Source organism: Pseudomonas sp. MM211, from assembly GCF_020386635.1.
Lineage (GTDB): Bacteria > Pseudomonadota > Gammaproteobacteria > Pseudomonadales > Pseudomonadaceae > Aquipseudomonas.
Map to the genome: position 1 here is coordinate 4,939,459 of NZ_CP081942.1, position 24,232 is coordinate 4,963,690.

Genomic DNA, 24,232 nt, shown 5'->3' on the forward strand with positions numbered 1-24,232 from the left:
CCTTATAGCAAAGCGACTCCGCGAAGGTGCCTGTGGCAATCGCCCAGATAACCATGCACCTGAGCCGCGCACGCTTGGCGGTCGACGCCCCGCCACTGTGCGGCACCGACCTTTGCCGTTAGCCATCACCGCCTCGATGAAATACCCCTGCACAGCCAGAAACGTTTTCCCATTCAGATAGTTAACTCAGCATACCGCGCGGTTCAGGGTCGCCTGACTTGAGACTCTGCCCGGTGCGCTCACTACTGGCACGCAACCTGCTAAGTCCCTGACAGGGAGGCAGGCTCTGCCCCTCCACAATCCGAATCCTGGACAACGGCGTCCACCCTTGTTGCAGCCCAAGCGCTGCCATGAGAGTGACGCCGTTTTTTTATGCGTGCCTTTTGGGGAAAACGATATGGACGACAAGCCACGTACATTGCCGAGCATCGACGACAGCGCCAGCCAGCCACGCCGCACCTTTCTCAAGCAGTCCATGGGCCTGCTTGGTGGCGGTGCGCTGATGAGCCTGCTGCCGGCGGGGCTGAGCAGCGCGGTGTGGGCTGCTGGCACCGATGGTCTGGAGACCACCAAGGCCAAGCTCGGCTTTATCGCCCTGACCGACGCCGCACCGCTGTTCGTGGCGGATGAACTGGGCCTGTTCGCCAAGCACGGCATGACCGGCGTGGAAGTGCTCAAGCAGTCGTCGTGGGGCACTACCCGCGACAACCTGGTGCTCGGCTCCGGCAGTGGCGGCATCGACGGCGCCCATATCCTCACGCCAATGCCCTACCTGATGGCCGCCGGCAAGGTCACCACCAACAATACTCCGCTGCCGATGTACCTGCTGGCGCGCCTGAACCTCAACGGTCAGGGCATCTCCATCAGCAAGGAATACCAGGATCTCAAACTCGGCACCGACGCCAGCGCCTTCAAGCAGGCCGTTGCCGCCAAGCTGGCCAAGGGTCAAAAGATCGCCGCGGCGATGACCTTCCCGGGCGGCACCCACGACCTGTGGCTGCGCTACTGGATGGCAGCTGGCGGCATCGAACCCAACAAGGATCTGCCGACGGTGGTGATCCCACCGCCGCAGATGGTCGCCAACATGAAGGTCGGCAGCATGGACGCATTCTGCGTCGGTGAGCCATGGAACGCTCAGTTGATCAACCAGGGCATTGGCTACAGCGCGGTAACCACCGGCGAGCTGTGGGCCAACCACCCGGAGAAAGCCCTGTCGCTGCGCGCCGATTATGTCGATGCCAACCCCAACGCCACCCGTGCCCTGCTCAAGGCGGTGATGGAAGCGCAGATGTTCTGCGAAGCGGCGGAGAACAAAGAGCAGGTCGCGGAAATCTGCGCCAAGCGCCGCTGGATCGGCGCTCCCGCCAGGACCTGCTGGCTCGCCTGCAGGGCAACATCGATTACGGCAACGGCCGCGTGGTGGAAAACAGCCCGCACCTGATGCGCTTCTGGAGCGAGTTCGCCTCCTACCCCTTCCAGAGCCACGACCTGTGGTTCTTGACCGAAAACAAACGCTGGGGCTACCTGCCGAAGGACTTCGACAGCCAGGCACTGATCGACACCGTCAACCGCGAGGACATCTGGCGCCAGGCCGCCGCCGAGCTCGCGGTACCTGCCGAGCAGATTCCGCAATCCAAATCGCGAGGCGTCGAGACCTTCTTCGACGGCAAGACCTTCGACCCGCAGAACCCGCAAGCCTATCTCGACAGCCTGTCCCTGAAGGCCTAACCGGAGGAACGCTCCATGAATGCGCCCGTAAAATCGCTGGCCCTGCCGGCCGGTGTCATCGCTCCAAGCTGGCTGAAGCGGCTGTCGACCACGCTCATGCAGTCGGTGCTGCCGCCCTTGGTGATCACCACAGCACTGCTGCTGATCTGGCAACTGCTGTGCAGTGGCCCCAACGCGTCGCTGCCGCCGCCCAGCCAGGTCATCGAAGACACCTGGGAGTTGATCATCAACCCCTTCTATGACAACGGCGGCACCGACGTCGGCATGGCCTGGCAACTGCTCGCCAGCCTCGAGCGGGTGGCCTACGGCTATGCCCTGGCAGTCGTAGTCGGTGTAGCGTTGGGGGTGCTGGTCGGCCAGTCGACCTGGGCGATGCGCGGTCTCGACCCGCTGTTCCAGATCCTGCGTACCGTGCCGCCGCTGGCCTGGTTGCCGCTGTCGCTGGCCGGTTTCAAGGACAGTCACCCGTCGGCGCTGTTCGTGATTTTCATCACTGCAATCTGGCCGATCATCATCAATACCTCGGTGGGCATCCGCAACATCCCCGAGGACTACCGCAACGTCGCCAAAGTGCTGCGCCTCAATGGCCTGGAGTACTTCCAGAAGATCATGCTGCCCGCCGCCGCCCCCTACATCTTCTCAGGGCTGCGCATTGGCGTGGGGCTGTCCTGGCTGGCGATCATCGCGGCAGAGATGCTGATTGGTGGCGTGGGTATCGGCTTCTTCATCTGGGACGCGTGGAACGCCTCGCGCATCAGCGACATCATTCTCGCCCTGGTCTACGTCGGCGTGGTCGGCTTCCTGCTCGACCGCCTGGTGCTGTTCGTCGGCAACCGCATCACCCGTGGCACATCGGCCTGAGGAGACAGACATGAGCAAGCACTATCTGAGCATCGAACATGTGGAAAAGTACTTCGAGCGTGACGGCGTCAGCTCCCATGTACTGAACCAGATCAACCTCAACGTCGAGCGTGGCGAATACATCTCCATCATCGGCCACTCCGGTTGCGGCAAATCGACGGTGCTGAACATCGTCGCCGGCCTGACCGACTCAAGCAGCGGCGCAGTGATTCTCGACGGCAAGGAAGTTCGCGGCCCCGGCCCGGATCGCAGCCTGGTGTTTCAGAACCACTCGCTGCTGCCCTGGCTGACGGTGCAGGAAAACGTCGCCCTGGCCGTCGACAAGGTCTTCAAGCGTACCAAGAGCAAGGCCGAGCGCCGCGACTGGACGCTGCATCATCTGGAGCTGGTGAGCATGGGCCACGCATTGCACAAACGGCCCAGCGAAATTTCCGGCGGCATGAAGCAGCGTGTAGGCATTGCCCGCGCGCTGGCCATGGAACCCAAGGTGCTGCTGCTAGACGAGCCCTTTGGCGCACTCGACGCCCTGACCCGCGCCCACTTGCAGGACGAGGTCATGCGTATCCAGAGCGAGCTGCACAACACGGTGATGATGATCACCCACGATGTCGACGAAGCCGTGCTGCTTTCCGATCGCATCGTGATGATGACCAACGGCCCTTCGGCGACCATTGGTGAAATCCTCACCATCGATCTGCCGCGGCCCCGTGACCGCATCGCTTTGGCTGACGACCCGCGCTACAACGCCTATCGGCATGCCGTGCTGAGTTTCCTGCACGAAAAACAGCGCAAGGTCGAACCCATGAGCGCACACCGCGCTGCCGCAGCTAAAGAGCCGGCCGGCAAGGAGCGCGCTCGCGCCTAGATGCTGCGATCAGTCGCGGGCAATGCCCGTTACGGTGATGCCGAAGCGCTCCTCCAAGCGAACTGCGGGAGTCTGCTCCTCACGGGGCTGCTCCTTCGGTTCGAGGCGCTCCAGGTTCTCTTCGGCCCACTCCAGCAGCCAGATCACGGCCTGCTCGAGGCTGGGTTTGTCTTTCGATTTGACCTTGAGGACTTCGGCCGCCTCATCTCGGCTGTAGGCAATATTCCATTGGCTCATAGTGAGTCTCCAGCGGGGGGCTTTGTGGCTGGCACGCAATCATGCGCGTACCGCACCATTAACCATGTAGACCTGTCGTCCGTGAACAGTTCGACCTATAAATCCCCGGAACTTCGCAGCACACCTCCACTCAGAAACTAGGCATCGATTGATTTCTCCGGGCGCCCATGGCGCCCATTTTTTTGCCTGCGATTTGACCTCACGCCGCCAGGAACTTGAGCATCGGGTAAACGCGGCGCACAAAAAAACCGGGAAAATCCCGGTTTCTTCGAAACGAGCAGTAGAGGCCGTATCAGGCCCTAGGCAGCGTGACCCCTCGTTGCCCTTGATACTTACCGCCACGATCCTTGTACGACACCTCACAGGCTTCGTCGGACTCGAGGAACAGCATCTGCGCCACGCCCTCATTAGCGTAAATCTTCGCAGGCAAAGTGGTGGTGTTGGAAAATTCCAGGGTCACATGCCCTTCCCATTCCGGTTCCAGCGGCGTGACGTTGACGATGATGCCGCAGCGCGCATAAGTGCTCTTGCCCAGGCATATGGTCAAAACGTTGCGCGGAATGCGGAAGAATTCCACGGTACGGGCCAGCGCGAACGAGTTCGGCGGGATGATGCACACATCGCTTTTTACATCGACGAAGCTTTTTTCATCGAAATTCTTCGGGTCGACGGTGGCCGAGTTGATATTGGTGAAGACCTTGAATTCATCGGCGCAGCGCACGTCGTAACCGTAGCTGGACACCCCGTAAGAAATCAGCGGCAAACCGCCTTCATTACGCACCTGGCGCTCGACGAACGGCTCGATCATGCCGTGTTCCTGGGCCATGCGGCGAATCCACTTGTCTGATTTGATGCTCATGGCGGGGCCGTCCTGAAGGTCTGATCGGTGAAAAAGTGAGCGCATCTTACCGGGCTGGAGGGCTGGGTTCAAAGCCTCTTGACAGAGCGTTTCGGCTATAAGCCGACGAGAAGAATGCAAGTAAATCGCAGAAAGACTTACAGACCATTCGCACTTCCCGAAAAAAGCGGGTATGGTGACCCCACTGTGCTGCATGTGTCACCGCGAATCGCTACATGATGCCTAGATTTCGATCCAAACATCGTCCGACTCCTAGTACTCGTTGCACTCAGTCCCGGCCTGGTTTTATCCAGGGCTGTTATTTCTTTAGATATTAGGAGACATCACATGTCCAATCGTCAGAATGGCACCGTTAAGTGGTTCAACGATGAGAAAGGCTACGGCTTCATCACTCCGCAATCCGGTGACGACCTGTTCGTACACTTCAAAGCTATCCAGAGCGATGGCTTCAAGAGCCTGAAAGAAGGCCAGCAAGTTTCCTTCGTGGCCACTCGTGGTCAGAAAGGCATGCAAGCTGAGGAAGTTCAGGTTATCTAACCTGCTCTTTCTATAAAAACCCCGCTTCGGCGGGGTTTTTTTATGCCTGAGTTTTATGCAGCGCGCCCGCCCGGCGGCCGCGCTATGGCGATCAATCGTCGGCGATGACGATGGTCGGCATGGCCTGGGCCGTCGCCGCGCTAGAGGCGATGCGCGCCCCGACCTGACGAGCCACCTGCTGATAGAGCATGGCGATCTGGCTTTCCGGATCGGCGATGGTCGTCGGCTTGCCACCGTCAGCCTGCATACGGATGGCCATGGACAGCGGCATGGAAGCCAGCAGATCGACGCCGAACTGGGCAGCCAGCTTCTCGCCACCACCCTCACCGAACAGATGCTCGGCATGGCCACAGCTGGAGCAGATGTGCACGGCCATGTTCTCCACCACGCCGAGCACCGGAATGTTCACCTTGCGGAACATCTCCACGCCTTTTCGGGCGTCGAGCAGGGCCAGATCCTGCGGCGTGGTGACGATGACCGCCCCCGCTACCGGAACCTTCTGCGCCAGGGTCAGGTGGATATCGCCCGTGCCGGGCGGCATGTCGATGATCAGATAGTCGAGGTCATCCCAGGCGGTCTGGGTGACCAGCTGCAGCAACGCGCCGGAGACCATCGGGCCACGCCATACCACCGGCGTGTTGTCATCGGTGAGAAAGGCCATGGACATCACCTGTACGCCATGGGCTTCGAGCGGCACGAACCACTTCTGATCACGCACTTGAGGGCGCGTGCCTTCCGGGATACCGAACATGATGCCCTGGCTCGGGCCGTAGATATCCGCATCGAGAATGCCCACCCGCGCACCTTCACGGGCCAGTGCCAACGCCAGGTTGGCAGCAGTGGTCGACTTGCCCACCCCGCCCTTGCCGGACGCCACGGCAACCACGTTCTTGACGTTGGCCAGGGCCGGCACCTGAGCCTGCGCCTTGTGGGCGGCGATCACGCAGTTCACCTCTACGCTGGCGCTGCGTACACCCTCGATATTCTCGATGGCCAGTTGCAGCAGCTGTGACCAGCCCTGCTTGAACAGGCCGGCAGCGTAACCCAGCTCCAACTTGACGCTGACCTGGTCGCCCAGCACGTCGATAGCGCGCACACAACCTGCGCTGAGCGGATCCTGATCGAGATGGGGATCGGTGTACTGGCGCAACACGGCTTCGACCGCGGCGCGGATATCAGCGCTCATGCTTAGCTCCGGAGATGGCAGGAAAAGACGCCTATCCTACCCGAGCTACCAGTCGGATGCAGACCGGTGACCCGAAGGGCCGCCGGCCATCAACACTCACTGCACGGGCTGACCGGGCAGTGGCTTGAGATTTACCTCGACGCGGCGGTTCTGCGCACGGCCATCGGCGCTGGCGTTGTCGGCGATCGGCTGATCCGGGCCGGCACCGCGGCTGGACAGGCGAGTGCCGTCGATACCCTGGGCGGTCAAATAGCTGGTCACGCTCTGCGCGCGGCGCTGCGACAGCGCCATGTTGTGCTGACGCGAACCGGTGCTGTCGGTGTAACCGACGATCTCGATGCTGTTGTTCTGGAACTGCTGGAACGAAGTCGCCAGGTTATTCAGCGGCGCATAGAAGCTGGGAGCGATATCCGCAGAATCGGTAGCGAAGGTGATATTGCCGGGCATGATCAGCTTGATGTCATCGCCCTGACGCTGCACCTCCACACCGGTGCCCTCCATACTGCGACGCAGCTCGGCTTCCTGGCGATCGGCGTAGTAGCCATAGCCAGCACCTGCAGCACCGGCGAGCACAGCACCGATGGCGGCGCCCTTGCCGCGGTCATCATGGCTGACCGCCGCACCGACTGCAGCACCGGCCAGCGCTGCCAGGCCACCATAGGTGGCAGTACGGTGGCCGCCGCCACTGGCTGCTCCACCACCAGCGTTGTCGTAAGGGTTGTTCGAAGCACAGCCAACCATCAGGGCCAGAGCGGTGGCACAGGCGAGCGGACGTAAAACTGCAGGCATGGTTCATCTCCTTGCTGGGAGCGGAAGGTTCTCGTTGGAACCCGCTTACGCCTCTAAATTCAAGTCGATGTCCGCGCTATTTGCCCGCTGGCCGGAACGCGCTCGGTTACTTTATAGTGACCGACCTCCCTCCACCCGATGACAGCCTGACAATGTCCCAAGCTCGCCAGATTCTCGTTACCAGCGCCCTGCCCTACGCCAACGGTTCGATCCACCTTGGCCACATGCTCGAGTACATCCAGACCGACATGTGGGTGCGCTATCAGAAACTGCGCGGCAACCAGTGCATCTACGTTTGCGCGGACGATGCCCACGGTTCGGCCATCATGCTGCGTGCGGAAAAGGAAGGCATCACCGCCGAACAGCTGATCGACGGCGTCAAGGCCGAGCACAGCGGTGACTTCGCCGACTTCCTGGTGGAGTTCGACAACTTCCACTCGACCCACTCGCCGGAAAACCGCGAGTTGTCAGAGTCGATCTACAAGGCGCTGCGTGACAATGGCCACATTGCCACGCGCTCGGTGACCCAGTATTTCGACCCGGAAAAAGGCATGTTCCTGGCCGATCGCTTCATCAAGGGCACCTGCCCGAAATGCGCGACGCCCGACCAGTACGGCGACAACTGCGAAAAATGCGGTGCCACCTACGAGCCCACCGAACTGAAAGACCCGCGCTCGGCAATTTCCGGTGCGGTGCCGGTGCTCAAGGACTCCAAGCACTTCTTCTTCAAGCTGCCGCAGTTCCAGGAAATGCTGCAGAAATGGACGCGTAGCGGCACGCTGCAGGAGTCGGTCGCCAACAAGCTCGCCGAATGGCTCGATGGCGGCCTGCACGAGTGGGACATCAGCCGTGATGCACCCTACTTCGGCTTCGAGATCCCCGACGAGCCGGGCAAGTATTTCTACGTTTGGCTGGATGCGCCGATCGGCTACATGGCCAGCTTCAAGAACCTCTGCGCACGCCGTCCGGAGCTGGATTTCGATGCGTTCTGGAACAAGGATTCCAGCGCCGAGGTGTACCACTTCATCGGCAAGGACATCGTCAACTTCCACGCCCTGTTCTGGCCTGCCATGCTTGAAGGTGCCGGCTACCGCAAACCGACCGCCATCAACGTGCACGGCTACCTGACCGTGAACGGGCAGAAGATGTCCAAGTCGCGCGGCACCTTCATCAAGGCGCGCACCTATCTGGATCACCTCAATCCGGAATACCTGCGCTACTACTACGCGGCCAAGCTCGGGCGCGGCGTCGATGACCTCGACCTGAACCTCGAGGACTTCATCCAGAAGGTCAATTCGGATCTGGTCGGCAAAGTGGTCAACATCGCCAGCCGTTGTGCCGGCTTCATCCACAAGGGCAATGCCGGTGTGCTGGTGGCGGCCAACCCCGAGTCGGAACTGTGGAATGCTTTCCAAAGCGCCGCCCCGAGCATCGCCGACGCCTACGAGAGTCGCGACTTCGCCCGTGCCATGCGTGAAATCATGGCCCTGGCCGACCGCGCCAACGCCTGGATCGCCGACAAGGCGCCGTGGTCGCTGGCCAAGCAGGAAGGCAAGGCCGACGAGGTGCAGGCGATCTGCGCCCTGGGCGTCAACCTGTTCCGTCAACTGGTGATCTTCCTCAAGCCGGTGCTGCCGCATCTGGCCCGCGATGCCGAGGCCTTCCTCAACGTCGCACCGCTGACCTGGGATGACCTGACCACGCCGCTGGCCGATCATCAGTTGAATCCGTTCACCCCACTGCTCAGCCGCATCGAACCGGCCAAGGTCGAAGCCATGGTCGAAGCCTCCAAGGAAGACCTGGCCGCCGCCAACGCCGGCCAGCAGAACGCTCCACAGGAGGACGCTCCCCGAGGCAATGGCGAACTGACGAAGGATCCGCTGGCCGCCGAAATCGCCTTTGATGCCTTCGCAGCGGTCGATCTGCGTATCGCGCTGATCGAGAAGTGCGAGTTCGTGGAAGGTGCCGACAAGCTGCTGCGCCTGACCCTGGATATCGGTGACGAGAAGCGCAACGTGTTTTCCGGCATCAAGAGCGCTTATCCAGACCCAAGCAAGCTCGAAGGCCGGCTGACGCTGTACGTGGCCAACCTGGCCGCACGCAAGATGAAGTTCGGCGTGTCGGAAGGCATGGTGCTGGCTGCGGGCCCTGGCGGCGAAGAAATCTACCTGCTCAGCCCGGACAGCGGTGCCAAGCCGGGTCAGCGCGTCAAGTAAACAACCGGCCGCGCCATGCAAGACTGATGACTCCCACGCTCCAGCGTGGGAGTCCAGGCCAGGGTGCTCTGCCCCCTCATGGGCCAGCCACCAGCTTCGACATCGGACGCAAAGCGTCCGAGAGGCATTCACACGCAGAGCGTAAGAAACGATCTGACAGGGTCGTTGCCGTAGGATGGCGTTGAGCGAAACGATACCCATCATGGGGCACGCGCAAAAACTGATAGGTATTATCGCTCTTCGGCCTGCGCGGCCCGACCCATCTTATGAATTGCCTCATGTAAAAACGCCAGCAGACGCTGGGCAACGATCGTCAACAATTCTCGAGGTACAAGGATGTTTCTCCGCCGCCATCCACTGCTCGCCCTGTTTGCCTTCCTGCTGATGCTCGGCGGCTGCTCGCCATCCGGCGAAAACCGTTCGCCCGCTGGTGCGGCGCTGCTGGGTGAAAGCGCGCAGCAGGGCGCGTTCCTCGCCTACGAGCACAGCGTGGGCATTCGCCTGCCCGTCGAGCAGGTCGAATCACGCCTGGCGGCGGTGCGTGAAGCGTGCAACAGCCAGCGTTTCGGCCAGTGCGACCTGCTGGCCATCGAGCAGAGCCAGGGCCACTACCAGGCCGCCAGCATTACCGTGCGCATCGCTCCGAGCGGTGTCGAGCCGCTGGTCGGCTTTGCCGGCGAAGGCGGCGAGCTGCAGAGCCGTCACACCCGCGCCGAGGATCTCGCCCAGGCCGTCAGCGATACCGAGCAACAACGCCAGCGCCTGGAACGCCAGCAGAAAACCCTGTTGCAATACCAGACACGCAGTGACCTCAGCGTCAGCGACATGCTCGCCCTTGCCCGCGAACTGGCCGAGGTGGAGGTACAGCTGGCGGGCGCAGCCCAGCAGTCGGCCCAGCAGCAACGTCGCCTTACCACCAACTTGCTGACCCTGAGCTTCAGCACCGAGGGCGAGCCTGTCGGTCGCCTGGCGCGTATCGGCGAAGCCGCTGGCGGCATGCTCGACAATGCCACCGAAGGCGCTACGGAAGCCCTCAAGCTGCTCGGCTACGGCATCCCCTTCGTGATCATCCTGTTCCCGCTTGCCCTGCTGATCCGTTGGCTGTGGCGCAAGGCCAGTCGCGCCCGCAACAAGGTCTGAGTGAGTCCAGGCGGCGCCGTGCTGCTGTACCGGGCGCGGCGCATGCCGGATAATGCACAGCCAACGCTTCAGCCAGATCTGCAACACCGATGATCGAATCTCGCGACCTCTCCTGCATGCGCTCCCACGGGCCGACCCCGTGCGAGCGACGCTGCGTGCCTCGAGCATGAGCAACGCCCTGCGTATAGCCGCCATAGACGCCCTGCTACCGCAGACGCAATGCGGCAAATGCGGCCACCCAGGCTGTCAGCCCTACGCCGAAGGCATCGCTGCGGGCGAAGCGATCAACAAGTGTCCGCCAGGCGGCACCGCCACCATCCACGCGCTGGCCAACCTGCTGCAAGTTCCGGAACTGCCACTGGCATTACCGACAACTCCCGCGCAGCTCGCGGTGATCCGCGAGGCCGAGTGCATCGGCTGCACCAAATGCATCCAGGCCTGTCCGGTGGACGCCATCGTCGGCGCCGCCAAACTGATGCACACGGTGATCAGCGATGAATGTACCGGTTGTGAACTGTGCATTGCGCCCTGCCCGGTGGACTGCATCGACCTGATCACCCTGGCTGCGCCGCAGGCGACCATTCAGCGTGAGCGTGCCGACCAGTTTCGCGCTCGTCATCAGGCACGCCTCGCCCGCCTCGCTCGCGACGATGCGCGCCGCCGCGCAGCACGCAGCACCCCGGTCGTGCGCCCAGAACCGGAAGCAGCCGTTACCCGTACAGCCAACGATGGCGATCAAACCGCTCGGCTCAAGCGCCTGAAAATCGACGCATCGATGGCCAAGGTCGCCTACGAAAAGATCCGCAAACAGGTGGCTCTGCACCCCGACTCACCGTTCGCAGCGCAGCTTGATGCCCTGCAAAGCGCCAGCGAGCAGGCCGCGGCGGCACTGCAGGCTGCTCAGCACGACTCGCCATCGACGGTCGCTGTCGCTGTCGCTGCAGCCAGCGACGACGGCGCGTTGAAACAGGCAAAGATCGATGCGGCAATGAGCCGTGCTCAGTTGCAGAAGGCCCTCAAGGCCTTTGGCGAAACGCCGGACGAACCCCAGCGGCTGCAACTCGATACGCTGCGCCAGGCAGCCGAACAGGCGCAACGGCAGTTGGATCGATTGCTGCCCGACACCTCCGGCAAGACGCCCAGCGCCGGAGAGCAGGCACTGAAGCAGGCCAAGATCGAAGTCACCAACCGCCGCGCAGCGCTGCAGTCCGGCGAGCGCCGGGGCGTCGATGACGTCCAGCTGAGTACCTTGCAAGCAGACTACGCGGCAGCGCAGCAGGCGCTACACGATGCCGAGCAGCACTGCGGCAAACCCGCTCCACAGCGGGTACTGGTCGACAAGGCCGGCGTGAGCGCCGAACTGCGTCAGCTGAAAACCGACCTGGCCTACGCCCGTGCTGCCGTGAGCAAGCTGCAACGCAGCGCAAACACTGAAAGCGACACCCTGAATGCAGCAATCGAACGCCTTGCCGTCGCCGAACGCCGGCTGCAAGCGCATATCAGCGCCACCTAGAGCGCACCGACTACCGTGAACCGCCCTGACGATGAACGCCGCCAAACGCCTTGAAATCTTCCGCCGCCTGCACGAAGACAACCCGGAGCCGAAGACCGAGCTGGCCTACAGCACGCCCTTCGAACTGCTGATCGCGGTGATTCTCTCCGCCCAGGCCACCGATGTCGGGGTCAACAAGGCCACCGCGAAACTCTATCCGGTGGCCAATACCCCGGAAGCGATTCTGGCCCTTGGTGTCGAAGGGCTCAGCGAATACATCAAGACCATTGGCCTGTACAACAGCAAGGCCAAAAACGTCATCGAGACCTGCCGCATGCTTGTCGAGCTGCACGGCAGCCAGGTTCCGGAATCCCGTGAAGCGCTGGAGGCGCTGCCAGGCGTCGGTCGCAAGACTGCCAACGTGGTGCTCAACACCGCTTTTCGTCAACTGACCATGGCGGTGGACACGCACATTTTCCGGGTCAGCAATCGCACCGGCATCGCTCCAGGCAAGAATGTGGTGGAGGTCGAAAAGAAACTACTGAAGTTCGTACCCAAGGGTTTTCTCCTCGATGCCCACCACTGGTTGATCCTGCATGGCCGCTATGTTTGCCAGGCGCGCAAGCCGCGCTGCGGCAGTTGCCGGATCGAAGACCTGTGCGAATACAAACTAAAGACCTCTGACGATTGAGGCTTCATATACTCCTTGTATGAGTCGATTGAAAAAATCTTTTTTACTCGCCTCACGTTTGCCCTTATAAGGTCGGCAAATGGCCCCTGTAGCCAGGAGTGAAGCGCATGAGCAACGGCAAAGAAGAGCTGGAGCTGGAAGACGACTTCGTCAGTGACGAAACGGACAACAGCGAAGCACCCGTGGAAGTGGCGAAAACCAACCTGACCAAGCGACGCATCATCGACAACTTTCTCGAAGAGCGACGCCTGCACAAACAGTTGGCCGAATACGACTTCGATCTGTAAGCCGGTATCAGAGCCGGATAAAAAGATGCCCGTATCAATGGATACGGGCATTTTCGTTCAGGGCATAGCTCAAGCCGGGCTTAGTCTCGACGATCAGAGACCATCCAGATAGCGCTCCACATCCAGCGCAGCCATGCAGCCAGCGCCCGCCGAGGTAATCGCCTGGCGATAGACGCTGTCCGCTACGTCGCCAGCAGCGAACACGCCTGGAATATTGGTCGCTGTGACATTCCCATCCCGCCCGCCATTGACCTGCAGATAACCATCCCTGAGCGCCAGTTGACCTTCGAAAAGCGCCGTATTCGGCGTATGCCCGATAGCTACGAACAGTCCGTCCACCGCCAGGTCCCGCGTGCCACCGTCGCGCTCACGCAGGCGTACGCCGGTAACGCCCGAGGCGTCGCCGAGTACTTCATCGACCTCGGCATTCAGCGCCAGCACGATGCGCCCTTCGGCAACCCGAGCCTGCAGCTTGTTCTGCAGGATCTTTTCCGCCCGGAAGCCGTTGCGCCGGTGAATCAGCGTCACCCGACTGGCGATATTGGCCAGGTACAGCGCTTCCTCCACAGCAGTATTGCCGCCGCCGACCACCGCGACCTCGCGATTGCGGTAGAAGAAACCGTCGCACGTGGCACAGGCCGACACGCCCTTGCCCATGAACGCCTCTTCGCTAGGCAACCCCAGATAGCGGGCGCTGGCACCCGTGGCAATGATCAAGGCGTCGCAGGTATAGGAAACGCTGTCGCCCACCAGGGTGAACGGCCGAGCCGCGAGATCAACCGCCTGGATATGGTCGTAGATGATTTCGGTTTCGAACCGCTCGGCGTGGGCTTGCATGCGCTGCATCAGATCCGGGCCGGTCAGGCCGTGGGCATCGCCGGGCCAGTTGTCCACTTCCGTGGTCGTGGTCAGTTGCCCGCCGGCCTGCAATCCGGTGATCAGCAGTGGTTTGAGGTTGGCGCGCGCGGCATACACCGCCGCGCTGTAGCCGGCAGGGCCGGAGCCAAGAATGATCACACGAGCATGTCGCACACTGGACATCGCAAACTCCTCACGGCATGGCTGCCGGAAAAATGGAGCCATCGGCAACGGGCAAGGATCTGTCAGAAGCGGCTCCAGAAAGGGATGCGCGAAGACTACGGGTCACCGCAACGGGGATGGAAATGCCCTTTGCCAATCCCCTGTATAGCCGCAGCCTATGACGCCAGCGGTAACGCTGCCGCGCTTTCCCAGGGGCGGCAAAATGGGTAAGGTCGCGCGACGTTCACTTTCTGGAGACACCTTCATGCGCGCCCCCGTGCTGTCCGGCCCGCAATACCTCAGCGAGGGCCTGAAGCTGGTATTGAGCCCTGGCCTGCGACTGTTCGTGCTGCTGCCCCTGACGATCAACCTGATCCTGTTCAGCCTGATGATCGGCTTCGCCATTCAGCAATTCAGCGGTTGGGTGGATACCTTCATGCCGAGCCTGCCCAGCTGGTTGAGCTTCCTGCAGTACATTCTCTGGCCACTGTTCGTGGTACTGGTGGTGCTGATGGTGTTCTTCACCTTCACCATGCTGGCCAATATCGTCGCCGCGCCGTTCAACGGATTTCTCGCCGAGAAGGTCGAGGTGGTGGTACGTGGCGAGGACAATTTCCCGCCATTCAGCTGGGGCGAGCTGATTGCCATGGTGCCGCGCACCCTGGGCCGCGAAGGCCGCAAACTGGCGTACTTCCTACCTCGGGCACTGGGCCTGCTGATCCTGTCGTTCATCCCGGTGGTCAACCTGATCGCCGCGCCTCTGTGGCTGCTGTTCGGCGTGTGGATGATGGCCATTCAGTACATCGACTACCCCGCCGACAACAACAAGGTCAGCTGGCAGGACATGCTCGCCTGGCTGCGCGAAAAGCGCTGGCAGTCGCTGGGCTTCGGCGGCATCACCTACGCGGCGCTGCTGATTCCTTTCGTCAATATCCTGATGATGCCGGCAGCCGTGGCCGGGGCGACGCTGTTCTGGGTACGCGAGGGCGGCGTCAACGATGGCGCGCGAGCTGTCACACAAACGCCACGCTGACGTCACAAACGCTACATGACAGCGGCCCAGACTGCTGTCATGAGCACTCCCCCGCTATTCATCGCCCTGGTCAGCGAGACCTTCAGCCCGGAAATCAACGGAGTGGCCAATACCCTTGGCCATCTGGTCACCGGGCTGCGCGCGCGCGGTCATCGCCTGCAGTTGATACGCCCCCGACAGGTAGCTGATACGCCAGCGGCCAATGATGATGACCTGCTGCTCACCCGCGGCTGGCCGCTACCCGGTTATCGCGGCCTGCAGTGGGGCCAGTCGGCACGCCACAAGCTGCTACGCCTGTGGCGCAGGCAACGTCCGGACGTGCTGTACATCGCCACCGAAGGGCCGCTGGGCCTGTCCGCTCTGAGAGCCGCCCGACGCCTGCGCATTCCAGTAATCAGCGGCTTTCACACCAACTTCCAGCAGTACACCGGGCATTACGGCATCACCTTGCTGACGCGGCTGCTGACCAACTACTTGCGCTGGTTTCACAACGCCTCACGGCTGACCCTGGTGCCTAGCCTCAGCCAGCGCTGTGAGCTGCAACGCCGCGGTTTCGAGCGCCTGGAACTGCTCGCGCGCGGTGTCGATGCTCAATTGTTCAACCCGGCCCGACGCAGCGACGAATTGCGCCGCAGCTGGGGCTTGGGTGAACAGGACATTGCCGTGTTGCACGTTGGCCGGCTGGCCGCGGAGAAGAACCTGGATCTGCTGGTCAGCACCTTCCAGGCCCTGCAGCGACAACACACAGGGCAACGGCTCAGGCTGATCATGGTCGGTGACGGCCCGCAACGCGACAGCCTGCAGCAGAGGCTACCGGATGCGCTGTTCTGCGGCATACAGCGTGGCGAAACGCTGGCCGAGCACTACGCCAGCGGCGACCTGTTTCTGTTTCCCAGCCTCTCGGAAACCTTTGGCAATGTGCTGCTCGAAGCCATGGCGGCAGGGCTCGGAGTGGTTGCCTTTGATCAGGCGGCCGCGGCTCAGCACGTCGAACACGGGCACAACGGCATGTTGGCCAGCGCCGACGATCAACGGACGTTCATCGAGGCCGCCCACTGGCTGATCGAGGACAGGGAAAATCTGCGCCGCGTGCGCCTGAATGCACGCCGGCACGCCGCCAGACAGAGTTGGTCACTGATTATCGAACAGTTCGAAAACCATCTGCACGGCGCGATCCACGGCAACGACCAGCAAACCGCTGCGCGTGCCGCCGCATTGGCGATCGAGACAAAACGGGCGCATTAGAGCCGGTGCTGAGGCCAGCAGGAACAGTACATAGGAAAAGGCCGCCAAGCAGGCGGCCCCTTTCATTCAGGCCAGCGCTTTCTCGATGGCCTGGATCAGGGCCGGATCATCCGGCGCGGTGCGCGGCGAGAAACGCGCCAGCACACGACCATCCTGACCCACAAGGAACTTCTCGAAGTTCCAGGTGATGTCACCGGGAAACTCGGCCCCCTCACCTGCCAGCAGCCGATACAGCGGGTGACGACCACTGCCGTTGACCTCCAGCTTGCTGCTCAACGGAAAGGTCACCCCATAGTTGAGGCTGCAGAACTGGGCGATAGCCGATTCGCTATCCGGCTCCTGGCCGGCGAACTGGTTGCACGGCACACCCAGCACACTGAAACCCTGGGCGGCATAGGCCTGCTGCAAGTGCTCCAGCCCCGCATACTGAGGTGTGAGCCCGCATTTCGAGGCGACGTTGACCACCAGCAAGACCTTGCCCTTGAACGGTGCCAGAGGGAGCTCCTGGCCGTCCAATGCGTGCAGTGTCAGGTCGTGAAAGGCACTCATGGTTGTGCTCCGGGTAACGCGAAAACGGATGAAAAAAGACAAAAAAGGCGCCTGAGAGGGCGCCCTTTCTAGTGACTGCAGCTTAGCAGCCACTGATGACCAGCGGCCAGCAGCGAAGGATCGACTGCCGACATACGGATCAGTGGTGGTGACCACCTTCGCCATGCACATGACCGTGGGCGACTTCTTCAGCACTGGCGTCACGCACATCGACGATCTTGACTGCGAAAGTCAGGCGCTGGCCGGCCAGCGGGTGGTTACCGTCGACGATCACGTCGTCGCCGTCCAGTTCGCGTACAGTGACGATCTGCATGCCGCCGTCCGGGCCGGAGGCATGGAACTGCATGCCGACTTCCAATTCGTCGACGCCTTCGAACATCGAACGATTCAGGGTGGCGACCAGCTCAGCGCTGTATTCGCCGTAGGCTTCTTCCGGCTCGACGGAGACATTGACTTCGTCACCAGCCTGCTTGCCGACCAGTGCCTTCTCGAGACCGACGATGATGTTGCCGGCACCGTGCAGGTAAACCAGCGGCGCGCCGCCAGCGGAACTATCGATTACCTCACCGGCATCGTTGGTCAGGGTATAGTCGATGGAAACGGCCTTGTTGGCGGCGATCTGCATGGGGCGAACCTTTTGCTCGAGGAAAATGAACGTGAGATTGTAACCAAGGGACGATGCGAAAGCGACCCAACCCCAGACGGGCGGGCCGCATCGGGCATTACCCTGCTCGGTTTTGAACAGGATCATGACGGTCACTGGGTGGCTGTCTTATCTTGTGGCCATACTCAACACCTGCGCCATCAGCCGCCCTGGCAAAATCGCGCATGGGTGCTCGATGCCGCGCAACGGCGCGCACGTATCGGCACGAACTTCACCTGTGGCTGGTGTGTCGCAGCGCCAGCCGAAACGCCTAAGGACTTCTGAATGCCCGCACGCAATATTCTGGTGATCAATTGCGGTAGCTCCTCCATCAAGTTCGCGCTGGTCGATCCCGACCAGGCCCAGTTCGCCATCAGCGGCCTGGCCGAACGCCTCGGCAGCGCGGACGCCGTGCTGCACTGGCAGCGCGATGGCATCAAGCACAGCCAGGTGATTGCCGGTGACGATCATCGCGCTGCGCTCGCTCATCTGCTGCAGCGTGTTCAGGAAACCACCGGCGGTCATCTGCATGGCATAGGCCACCGTGTGGTGCACGGTGGCGAACACTTCACCAGCGCCCAGCGTCTGGACGATGAAGTAATCGCGGCGATCCGCGCCGTGGCGCCTCTGGCACCGCTGCACAACCCAGCCGGCTTGCTGGGCATCGAAGCGGCATTGGCGCTGTACCCACAACTGCCTCAGGTCGCCGTGTTCGACACCGCCTTTCACCAGAGCCTGCCTGAGCATGCCTTCCGCTACGCTGTGCCGGAGAACCTGTATCGCGACCACGGCGTGCGCCGTTATGGCTTTCATGGCACCAGCCACCGCTTCGTCAGCGTCCGCGCTGCCGAGCTCACCGGCCTGCCTGTCGAGGACAGCGCCTGGCTGGTCGCTCACCTGGGCAACGGTTGCTCGACCTGCGCCGTGGTCAACGGCCAGAGCCGCGACACCAGCATGGGCCTGACGCCTCTGGAAGGGCTGGTAATGGGCACTCGCAGCGGCGATGTCGACCCCAACCTGCACAGCCACCTGTCGCGCACGCTGGGCTGGAGCCTTGCGCAGATCGATCGCATGCTCAACCACGACAGCGGCCTGCTCGGCCTGTCCGGCCTCTCCAACGACATGCGCAGCCTCGAACAGGCCCGCGATGAGGGCCATGCCGGTGCGACCCTGGCCATCGAGGTGTTCTGCTATCGCCTGGCCAAATCCCTGGCGGCCATGAGCTGCGCCCTGCCGCGCCTCGACGGGCTGATATTCACCGGCGGCATCGGCGAGAACTCGCCGCTGATCCGCAGCAAGACGGTCGCCCATCTGAGCCTACTCGGCCTGAAACTGGACGAAACGGCCAACGAGCGCTGCCTGCGCGGCGTCAGCGGGCCGATCCATGCGCAAGAGCATATTCGGGTGCTGGTGGTGCCCACCAACGAAGAGCGACAGATCGCCCTCGACACTTTGGCGCTGCTCGACTGACACGGAGAACCCCATGCACACCTTTTTCATCTCCCCGACCGGCTTCGGTGTCGGCCTCACCTCCATCAGCCTGGGCCTGGTAGGCGCATTGGAGCGTGCCGGCCTCAAGGTCGGTTTCTTCAAGCCCATCGCCCAACCGCACCTGGGCGATGCAGGCCCCGAACGCTCCAGTGAGCTGGTCGCCCGCACCCACGGCCTGCACTCCCCCAAACCGCTGGCCCTGGCCCATGTCGAGCGCATGCTCGGCGATGGCGATCTGGACGAATTGCTCGAGGAAATCATCAGCCTCTATCAGGAGGCCGCCAAGGACAAGGACGTGGTGATCGTCGAAGGCATGGTGCCGACGCGTCAGGCCAGTTATGCAGCACGGGTCAACTTCCACCTGGCCAAGAGCCTGGATGCCGACGTGATCCTGGTTTCCGCGCCAGAGCAGGAAAGCCTCAGCGAGCTGTGCGACCGCGTGGAAATCCAGGCCCAGCAGTTCGGCGGCCCGAAGGATCCCAAGGTGCTCGGGGTGATCCTCAACAAAGTTCGCAGTGACGACGGCCTGGACGCGTTCGCTGCACGCTTGCGTGAACACTCCTCGCTGTTGCGCCACCCGGAATTCCGCCTGCTCGGCTGCATTCCCTGGCTCGACGAGCTGAATGCACCGCGCACCCGCGACATCGCCGAGCTGCTTGGCGCCCGCGTACTCAACGCCGGCGACTACGAACAGCGACGCATGCTGAAGATCGTGCTCTGCGCCCGCGCCGTGGCCAACACCGTACAGTTGCTAAAGCCCGGCACGCTGGTGGTGACACCGGGCGACCGCGACGACATCATTCTCGCCGCCAGCCTGGCAGCGATGAACGGCATGCCGCTGGCCGGCCTGCTGCTGTGCAGCGACTTCGCACCTGACCCACGCATCATGGAACTGTGCCGAGGTGCGCTGCAAAGCGGCCTGCCAGTAATGACCGTGAGCACCGGTTCCTATGACACCGCCACCAACCTGAACCGGCTGAATAAGGAGATTCCAGTCGACGACAAGGAACGCGCCGAGAAGGTCGCCGACTTCGTCGCCAGCCACCTCGACCACGACTGGCTAGCCGCCCGCTGCGGTACACCTCGAGAGCTGCGTCTGTCGCCTCCGGCATTCCGCTATCAGTTGGTACAACAGGCCAAGGCAGCGAACAAACGCATCGTGCTGCCCGAAGGCGCGGAACCCCGCACCGTACAAGCTGCCGCCATCTGTCAGACCCGCGGCATCGCCCGTTGCGTGCTGCTGGCCAAGCCGGAAGAAGTCCACACCGTGGCTCAGGCGCTCGGCATCGAACTGCCACCGGGCCTGGAAATCCTCGATCCGGATCTGATCCGCGAGCGTTACGTCGAGCCGATGGTCGAGCTACGCAAAGGCAAGGGCCTCAATGCCCCAATGGCCAGCGCCCAACTGGAAGACACCGTGGTGCTGGGCACCATGATGCTGGCTCTGGATGAGGTCGATGGCCTAGTGTCCGGTGCTGTGCACACCACTGCCAACACCATCCGTCCGGCGCTGCAGCTGATCAAGACGGCGCCTGGCTACAACCTGGTTTCCTCGGTGTTCTTCATGCTGCTGCCGGATCAGGTTCTGGTGTACGGCGATTGCGCGGTGAACCCGGATCCCAATGCAGAGCAACTGGCCGAGATTGCCCTACAGAGCGCCCGCTCGGCCCAAGCCTTTGGCATTCCGCCACGCGTGGCCATGCTCAGCTATTCCACCGGCGACTCCGGCAGCGGCGAGGAAGTGGAGAAAGTCCGCGAGGCGACCCGCCTGGCGCGTAAGGCCAATCCGGATCTGCTTCTCGATGGTCCCTTGCAGTACGACGCCGCGGCCATCGAAAGCGTCGGCCGGCAGAAGGCTCCCAACAGCCCGGTGGCAGGGCGGGCCACAGTGTTCATTTTCCCGGATCTGAATACTGGCAATACTACCTACAAGGCGGTGCAGCGCAGCGCCGACTGCATCAGTGTCGGCCCTATGCTGCAGGGCCTGCGCAAGCCGGTGAACGACCTGTCCCGCGGGGCGCTGGTCGACGATATCGTCTTCACCATCGCGCTCACCGCCATTCAGGCCGCCAACATGCGCCAGTGAGGTGCAGCCACTTCGAACGCGGCCAATGCGGCTCGCGTTCGGATCGGCTTGCAGTTCCATCACCAATCGTTAACCTGTGCGGCAATTGCCCCGCGACCATGGCCGGGGCCCAACCTGCAAGAGGTTCGAGCGTCCATGCTGCACTTTCTGCCTGCCCCATTACTCGGCCTGCTGGGCAGCGCCCTGCTGGCCCTCAATACCCTGTTCTGGTGCTGGCCGCTGTTTGCCGTCACGCTGCTGCGCATCATTGTGCCGGCACCTGTGCTGCAGCGTGGGTGTGACCGGATGATGACCTTCATCCACGAAGGCTGGATCAGCTGCAACAAGGTCTGGATGCAGCTTCTGGGCAACACCCGCTGGCACATCGAAGGGGCGCAGGGTTTCGACTATCAGCACTCCTACCTGGTAACCAGCAACCACCAAAGCTGGGTGGATATCCTGGTGCTGCAATACCTGTTCAACCGGCGTATTCGCCCGCTGAAATTCTTCCTCAAGCAGGAGTTGATCTGGGTACCGGTAATCGGGCTGTGCTGGTGGGCGCTCGGTTTCCCGTTCATGAAGCGCTATTCCAAGGAATACCTGGCCAAACACCCGGAAAAAAAGGGCAAGGATCTGCAGACCACGCGGCGTACCTGCGCCAAGTTCCGACACAACCCGGTGGGCATCTTCAACTTCGTCGAGGGCACGCGGCTGACTCCGGCCAAGCACCGAGAGCAACAATCACCCTACCGTTACCTACTCAAGCCCAAAGCGGGTGGCCTCGCCTTCGTACTCGACGCCATGGGCGAGCAACTGCACGGCATCATCAACGTCACGCTGCATTATCCCCAGGGCAGCCCGGGATTCTGGGCGCTGCTCAGCGGCCAACTGGAGGACGTGGTGGTGCTCATCGAACAGCTACCGATCCCCGCGCACTTCATCGGCCGCGCTTATGATCAGGACGAAGCCTATCGCAAGGAATTCCAGCAATGGATCAACGCGCTCTGGCAGGACAAGGACAGTCAGTTGGCACGGTTGCATCAGCAGCATCCATGAGCACTCAGCTAACCGGAAGCACATCGGAGCGGTAAAAGCAGAATTGTCGCCGCCCTCCTCGCTTGGCCGCGTACATTGCGGTATCTGCTGCGCGCATCACCTCTTCGATGGTTTTGCCATCGGCGGGCAATAACGCAATACCGATACTGACACCAAGACGGAACAATTCGCCTTGGAAACTCTGCTCGCTGGACACCTGCTCAATCAACTTCTCTGCCACGGATGCAGCATCAGTCGGGCCGCCCAGGCTGTCGATGATCACCGTGAACTCGTCGCCACCAATCCGCGCCAGATGGTCGTAAGGCCTGAGGCAGGTCTTGAGCTGAACACTGACCCAACGCAACACCTGATCCCCCCTCTCATGGCCCAGGGTGTCGTTGATGTGCTTGAAGCCATCCAGGTCGAGATAAAGTAACGCGGCGCTCTGGCCCGTGCGCTCGTTACGCGAAATAGCGGCCTGTAGCTCTTGGAGAAATCCGCGCCGGTTGAGTAAACCCGTCAAGGCATCAGTGATGGCCAGTGACTCGAGCTGGTGATGCAGGTCGCGCACCACCGACATGTCCAGCGCAAGCAGAATCATCGCGTTCTGGTCATCCGGCAAAGGTGAGCAGGACAGCGCCACCGGCACGCTACGCCCATCCCGAGTACGTAGATTGGCGTCATGCAGGCGTAAATTTTCCCGGCGCTGCCAATGCCCATAGAAGCTCGACGCCTGCCAACGCTCTTCGCGCGGAGTATCGATCCAGGTCAGCAACTCGCTGGCAGTGAGTTCATCACTCGTGCAGCCAAGCATCCTGGTGATCGCCGGATTGGCGAAACGGATGCGGCCGTCATCCCCCACCACCATGATGCCTTCAGCGGTATTCTCCAGAATCGATGCATTGAAGGCTCGCTCGCGCTCCAATTGCTGGCTGAGGCGCAAAAGGCCGCTGCGATACTGTTCATGCTCGAGCAGCGCGCGCACCTTGTGCAGCAGGATCACCGGTTGCACGGGTTTGGAAATAAAGTCTACTGCGCCAGCACCGTAGCCTTGGCTCAACACGTCATCGGTTTGAATCATCCCGGAGATGAAGATGATCGGTGTGAAGCGCGTACGCGGGTCATCACGCATGCGCCGCGCCACCTCGAAACCATCCATGCGCGGCATCTGCACATCCAGCAACACGAGCCCCACATGCCCTTGCGCCATGTACGCGAGCGCCTTGGCACCGGAGTCGACGCAATGCACCGGCCGGCCGATCTCATCCAGTAGCTCCTGCATGTCCTCCAGATTGTCCCAGCGGTCATCGACGACAAGGATTACCAACGTCTCATCCTGATCCTGCACACCTACCTCCATGGCCACGACTGCGTACCAAGGCGGGTGCCCGACATCGACAACCGCGCATGACATTCGACTATTGCTCCACACAGTCTAGCTACGCCCGGCAACATAGCCACGTACCCGAGAGCAGAATCGCAGGCATGAAAAACCCCGCCGAGGCGGGGTTTTCAGATGAACCTGCAGCCGTTACAGCGGACGCAGATTGATCTCTACACGACGGTTCTGCGCGCGACCCGCTTCGTTGGCGTTGCTGGCAATCGGCTGGTTAGGGCCAGCACCGTAGGCAGAGATGCGCGACGCTGGAACCCCATTGGCCGACAGGTACGACGCCACGCTCTGAGCACGACGAGTGGACAGGTTCTGGTTCAGCTCGGCGGAACCGGTGCTATCGGTATGACCGACGATGTTCACGCCGTTCTTGTTGAATTCCTTGAAGGTCAGCACCAGGGAGTTCAGCGTCGGGTAGAAGCTACCGGAGATGTCCGCCGAGTTACTGGCAAAGGTGATATTGCCCGGCATGATCAACGTCAGATCATTGCCATTGCGCTGCACCTGAACACCCGTGCCTTGCAGTTGCTGACGCAGCTTGGCTTCCTGGGTATCGACGTAGTAGCCATAGCCGCCACCCGCCGCGCCACCTACGGCAGCACCGATCAATGCGCCTTTGGTACGATCCTTCTTGCTCGAGGTCGCAGCACCAACCGCAGCGCCTGCCAGGGCGCCAACACCACCATAAATCCCGGCCTTGCCAGCCTGGCTTTCACCGGTATAGGGGTTGGCCGTACAGCCGGACAGAACGGCGAGTACAGCGGCCGCGGCGATCAGAAAGCGGTACTTCTTCATGAACGAATCCTTTGTATTGTTGCGTGTAATAACAGACCTTTGCCCGCGGGTTCGAGCCACCAAACAGGGCCAAGT

Annotated in this window: 25 protein-coding genes; 16 read left to right on the forward strand and 9 right to left on the reverse strand. The window is 61.9% G+C overall.

From position 1 onward, the window contains the following. Nucleotides 1–397 precede the first annotated feature (397 nt). The 4 genes from K5Q02_RS22685 to K5Q02_RS22700 are packed head-to-tail and all read left to right on the forward strand — an operon-like array spanning nt 398 to nt 3,454. Entirely contained in the window at nt 398–1,441 is a 1,044-nt protein-coding gene (locus tag K5Q02_RS22685; protein ID WP_225834547.1) for a CmpA/NrtA family ABC transporter substrate-binding protein, read from the forward strand. Beyond that, nucleotides 1,417–1,728 (forward strand): hypothetical protein, encoded by a 312-nt coding sequence (locus tag K5Q02_RS22690; RefSeq protein WP_225834549.1) that lies wholly within the window; start codon nt 1,417–1,419, stop codon nt 1,726–1,728. The genes K5Q02_RS22685 and K5Q02_RS22690 overlap by 25 nt, the downstream gene beginning before the upstream one ends. A gap of 15 nt (nt 1,729–1,743) precedes the next feature. Continuing rightward, nucleotides 1,744–2,589, forward strand: coding sequence for a nitrate ABC transporter permease (gene ntrB / locus K5Q02_RS22695; RefSeq protein ID WP_225834551.1), 846 nt, complete (start codon nt 1,744–1,746; stop codon nt 2,587–2,589). A gap of 10 nt (nt 2,590–2,599) precedes the next feature. Beyond that, the gene (locus K5Q02_RS22700; RefSeq protein WP_225834552.1) at nt 2,600–3,454 is read left to right on the forward strand and encodes an ABC transporter ATP-binding protein; all 855 of its coding nucleotides are present in this window, start codon (nt 2,600–2,602) and stop codon (nt 3,452–3,454) included. A 9-nt stretch (nt 3,455–3,463) separates the two neighbouring features. On the opposite strand, the gene K5Q02_RS22705 is transcribed toward K5Q02_RS22700, so the two are convergent. Further along, a complete protein-coding gene (locus K5Q02_RS22705) occupies nt 3,464–3,691 on the reverse strand; it encodes a hypothetical protein (protein WP_225834557.1) in 228 nt (75 codons plus the stop codon). A gap of 292 nt (nt 3,692–3,983) precedes the next feature. Continuing rightward, nucleotides 3,984–4,550 carry a dCTP deaminase gene (dcd, locus tag K5Q02_RS22710; protein ID WP_225834559.1) on the reverse strand — a complete coding sequence of 189 codons (567 nt, stop codon included), beginning with the start codon at nt 4,548–4,550 and terminating at the stop codon, nt 3,984–3,986. A 327-nt stretch (nt 4,551–4,877) separates the two neighbouring features. Here dcd and K5Q02_RS22715 point away from each other — a divergent pair, with 327 nt between their 5' ends. Next, nucleotides 4,878–5,087 carry a cold-shock protein gene (locus K5Q02_RS22715; protein WP_042555234.1) on the forward strand — a complete coding sequence of 70 codons (210 nt, stop codon included), beginning with the start codon at nt 4,878–4,880 and terminating at the stop codon, nt 5,085–5,087. Between the two features lie 91 nt (nt 5,088–5,178). Here the strand turns inward: K5Q02_RS22715 and apbC are convergent, their stop codons facing one another. Beyond that, on the reverse strand, nt 5,179–6,273 hold the full coding sequence (gene apbC, locus K5Q02_RS22720; protein ID WP_225834561.1) for an iron-sulfur cluster carrier protein ApbC: 1,095 nt from the start codon (nt 6,271–6,273) through the stop codon (nt 5,179–5,181). Nucleotides 6,274–6,369: 96 nt separating this feature from the next. Continuing rightward, complete coding sequence (locus K5Q02_RS22725; RefSeq protein WP_225834563.1) at nt 6,370–7,062, reverse strand: OmpA family protein; 693 nt, start codon at nt 7,060–7,062, stop codon at nt 6,370–6,372. A 152-nt stretch (nt 7,063–7,214) separates the two neighbouring features. Between K5Q02_RS22725 and metG the strand changes: the two genes are divergently transcribed. The 5 genes from metG (at nt 7,215) to K5Q02_RS22750 (ending at nt 12,888) form a co-directional block, all read left to right on the forward strand. Next, nucleotides 7,215–9,278, forward strand: coding sequence for a methionine--tRNA ligase (metG, locus tag K5Q02_RS22730; RefSeq protein WP_225834578.1), 2,064 nt, complete (start codon nt 7,215–7,217; stop codon nt 9,276–9,278). A 336-nt stretch (nt 9,279–9,614) separates the two neighbouring features. After that, entirely contained in the window at nt 9,615–10,418 is an 804-nt protein-coding gene (locus K5Q02_RS22735) for a DUF4349 domain-containing protein (RefSeq protein ID WP_225834579.1), read from the forward strand. Nucleotides 10,419–10,584: 166 nt separating this feature from the next. After that, nucleotides 10,585–11,931, forward strand: coding sequence for an RnfABCDGE type electron transport complex subunit B (locus K5Q02_RS22740; protein WP_225834581.1), 1,347 nt, complete (start codon nt 10,585–10,587; stop codon nt 11,929–11,931). A gap of 31 nt (nt 11,932–11,962) precedes the next feature. Continuing rightward, the gene (gene nth / locus K5Q02_RS22745; RefSeq protein ID WP_225834583.1) at nt 11,963–12,601 is read left to right on the forward strand and encodes an endonuclease III; all 639 of its coding nucleotides are present in this window, start codon (nt 11,963–11,965) and stop codon (nt 12,599–12,601) included. 107 nt (nt 12,602–12,708) lie between these two features. Then, nucleotides 12,709–12,888 (forward strand): PA3496 family putative envelope integrity protein, encoded by a 180-nt coding sequence (locus K5Q02_RS22750; protein ID WP_225834585.1) that lies wholly within the window; start codon nt 12,709–12,711, stop codon nt 12,886–12,888. A 93-nt stretch (nt 12,889–12,981) separates the two neighbouring features. Here K5Q02_RS22750 and trxB read toward each other — a convergent pair whose 3' ends face one another. After that, nucleotides 12,982–13,929 carry a thioredoxin-disulfide reductase gene (trxB, locus tag K5Q02_RS22755; RefSeq protein ID WP_225834587.1) on the reverse strand — a complete coding sequence of 316 codons (948 nt, stop codon included), beginning with the start codon at nt 13,927–13,929 and terminating at the stop codon, nt 12,982–12,984. Nucleotides 13,930–14,173: 244 nt separating this feature from the next. Here trxB and cysZ point away from each other — a divergent pair, with 244 nt between their 5' ends. Both cysZ and K5Q02_RS22765 read left to right on the forward strand, forming a co-directional pair. Beyond that, nucleotides 14,174–14,941, forward strand: a complete 768-nt coding sequence (gene cysZ, locus K5Q02_RS22760; protein WP_225834589.1) for a sulfate transporter CysZ — start codon at nt 14,174–14,176, stop codon at nt 14,939–14,941. Nucleotides 14,942–14,980: 39 nt separating this feature from the next. Continuing rightward, the gene (locus K5Q02_RS22765) at nt 14,981–16,186 is read left to right on the forward strand and encodes a glycosyltransferase family 4 protein (protein ID WP_225834591.1); all 1,206 of its coding nucleotides are present in this window, start codon (nt 14,981–14,983) and stop codon (nt 16,184–16,186) included. A 66-nt stretch (nt 16,187–16,252) separates the two neighbouring features. On the opposite strand, the gene K5Q02_RS22770 is transcribed toward K5Q02_RS22765, so the two are convergent. Both K5Q02_RS22770 and K5Q02_RS22775 read right to left on the reverse strand, forming a co-directional pair. Further along, nucleotides 16,253–16,735 (reverse strand): glutathione peroxidase, encoded by a 483-nt coding sequence (locus K5Q02_RS22770; protein WP_225834593.1) that lies wholly within the window; start codon nt 16,733–16,735, stop codon nt 16,253–16,255. Between the two features lie 139 nt (nt 16,736–16,874). After that, nucleotides 16,875–17,360: an FKBP-type peptidyl-prolyl cis-trans isomerase gene (locus K5Q02_RS22775; protein WP_225834595.1), complete on the reverse strand. Its 486-nt coding sequence runs from the start codon at nt 17,358–17,360 to the stop codon at nt 16,875–16,877. 138 nt (nt 17,361–17,498) lie between these two features. Here K5Q02_RS22775 and K5Q02_RS24440 point away from each other — a divergent pair, with 138 nt between their 5' ends. The 4 genes from K5Q02_RS24440 to K5Q02_RS22795 all read left to right on the forward strand — a co-directional run bounded on the left by K5Q02_RS24440 (nt 17,499) and on the right by K5Q02_RS22795 (nt 21,990). Then, on the forward strand, nt 17,499–17,663 hold the full coding sequence (locus K5Q02_RS24440; protein ID WP_329959567.1) for a DUF3565 domain-containing protein: 165 nt from the start codon (nt 17,499–17,501) through the stop codon (nt 17,661–17,663). Then, the gene (locus K5Q02_RS22785) at nt 17,664–18,848 is read left to right on the forward strand and encodes an acetate kinase (RefSeq protein ID WP_225834604.1); all 1,185 of its coding nucleotides are present in this window, start codon (nt 17,664–17,666) and stop codon (nt 18,846–18,848) included. Nucleotides 18,849–18,861: 13 nt separating this feature from the next. Continuing rightward, nucleotides 18,862–20,955 (forward strand): phosphate acetyltransferase, encoded by a 2,094-nt coding sequence (gene pta, locus K5Q02_RS22790; protein ID WP_225834606.1) that lies wholly within the window; start codon nt 18,862–18,864, stop codon nt 20,953–20,955. A 135-nt stretch (nt 20,956–21,090) separates the two neighbouring features. Then, a complete protein-coding gene (locus tag K5Q02_RS22795) occupies nt 21,091–21,990 on the forward strand; it encodes an acyltransferase (RefSeq protein WP_225834608.1) in 900 nt (299 codons plus the stop codon). A gap of 4 nt (nt 21,991–21,994) precedes the next feature. Here K5Q02_RS22795 and K5Q02_RS22800 read toward each other — a convergent pair whose 3' ends face one another. Then, nucleotides 21,995–23,383 carry a diguanylate cyclase domain-containing protein gene (locus K5Q02_RS22800; protein WP_225834617.1) on the reverse strand — a complete coding sequence of 463 codons (1,389 nt, stop codon included), beginning with the start codon at nt 23,381–23,383 and terminating at the stop codon, nt 21,995–21,997. A 117-nt stretch (nt 23,384–23,500) separates the two neighbouring features. Next, nucleotides 23,501–24,157 (reverse strand): OmpA family protein, encoded by a 657-nt coding sequence (locus tag K5Q02_RS22805; protein WP_225834619.1) that lies wholly within the window; start codon nt 24,155–24,157, stop codon nt 23,501–23,503. Nucleotides 24,158–24,232: the final 75 nt, after the last annotated feature.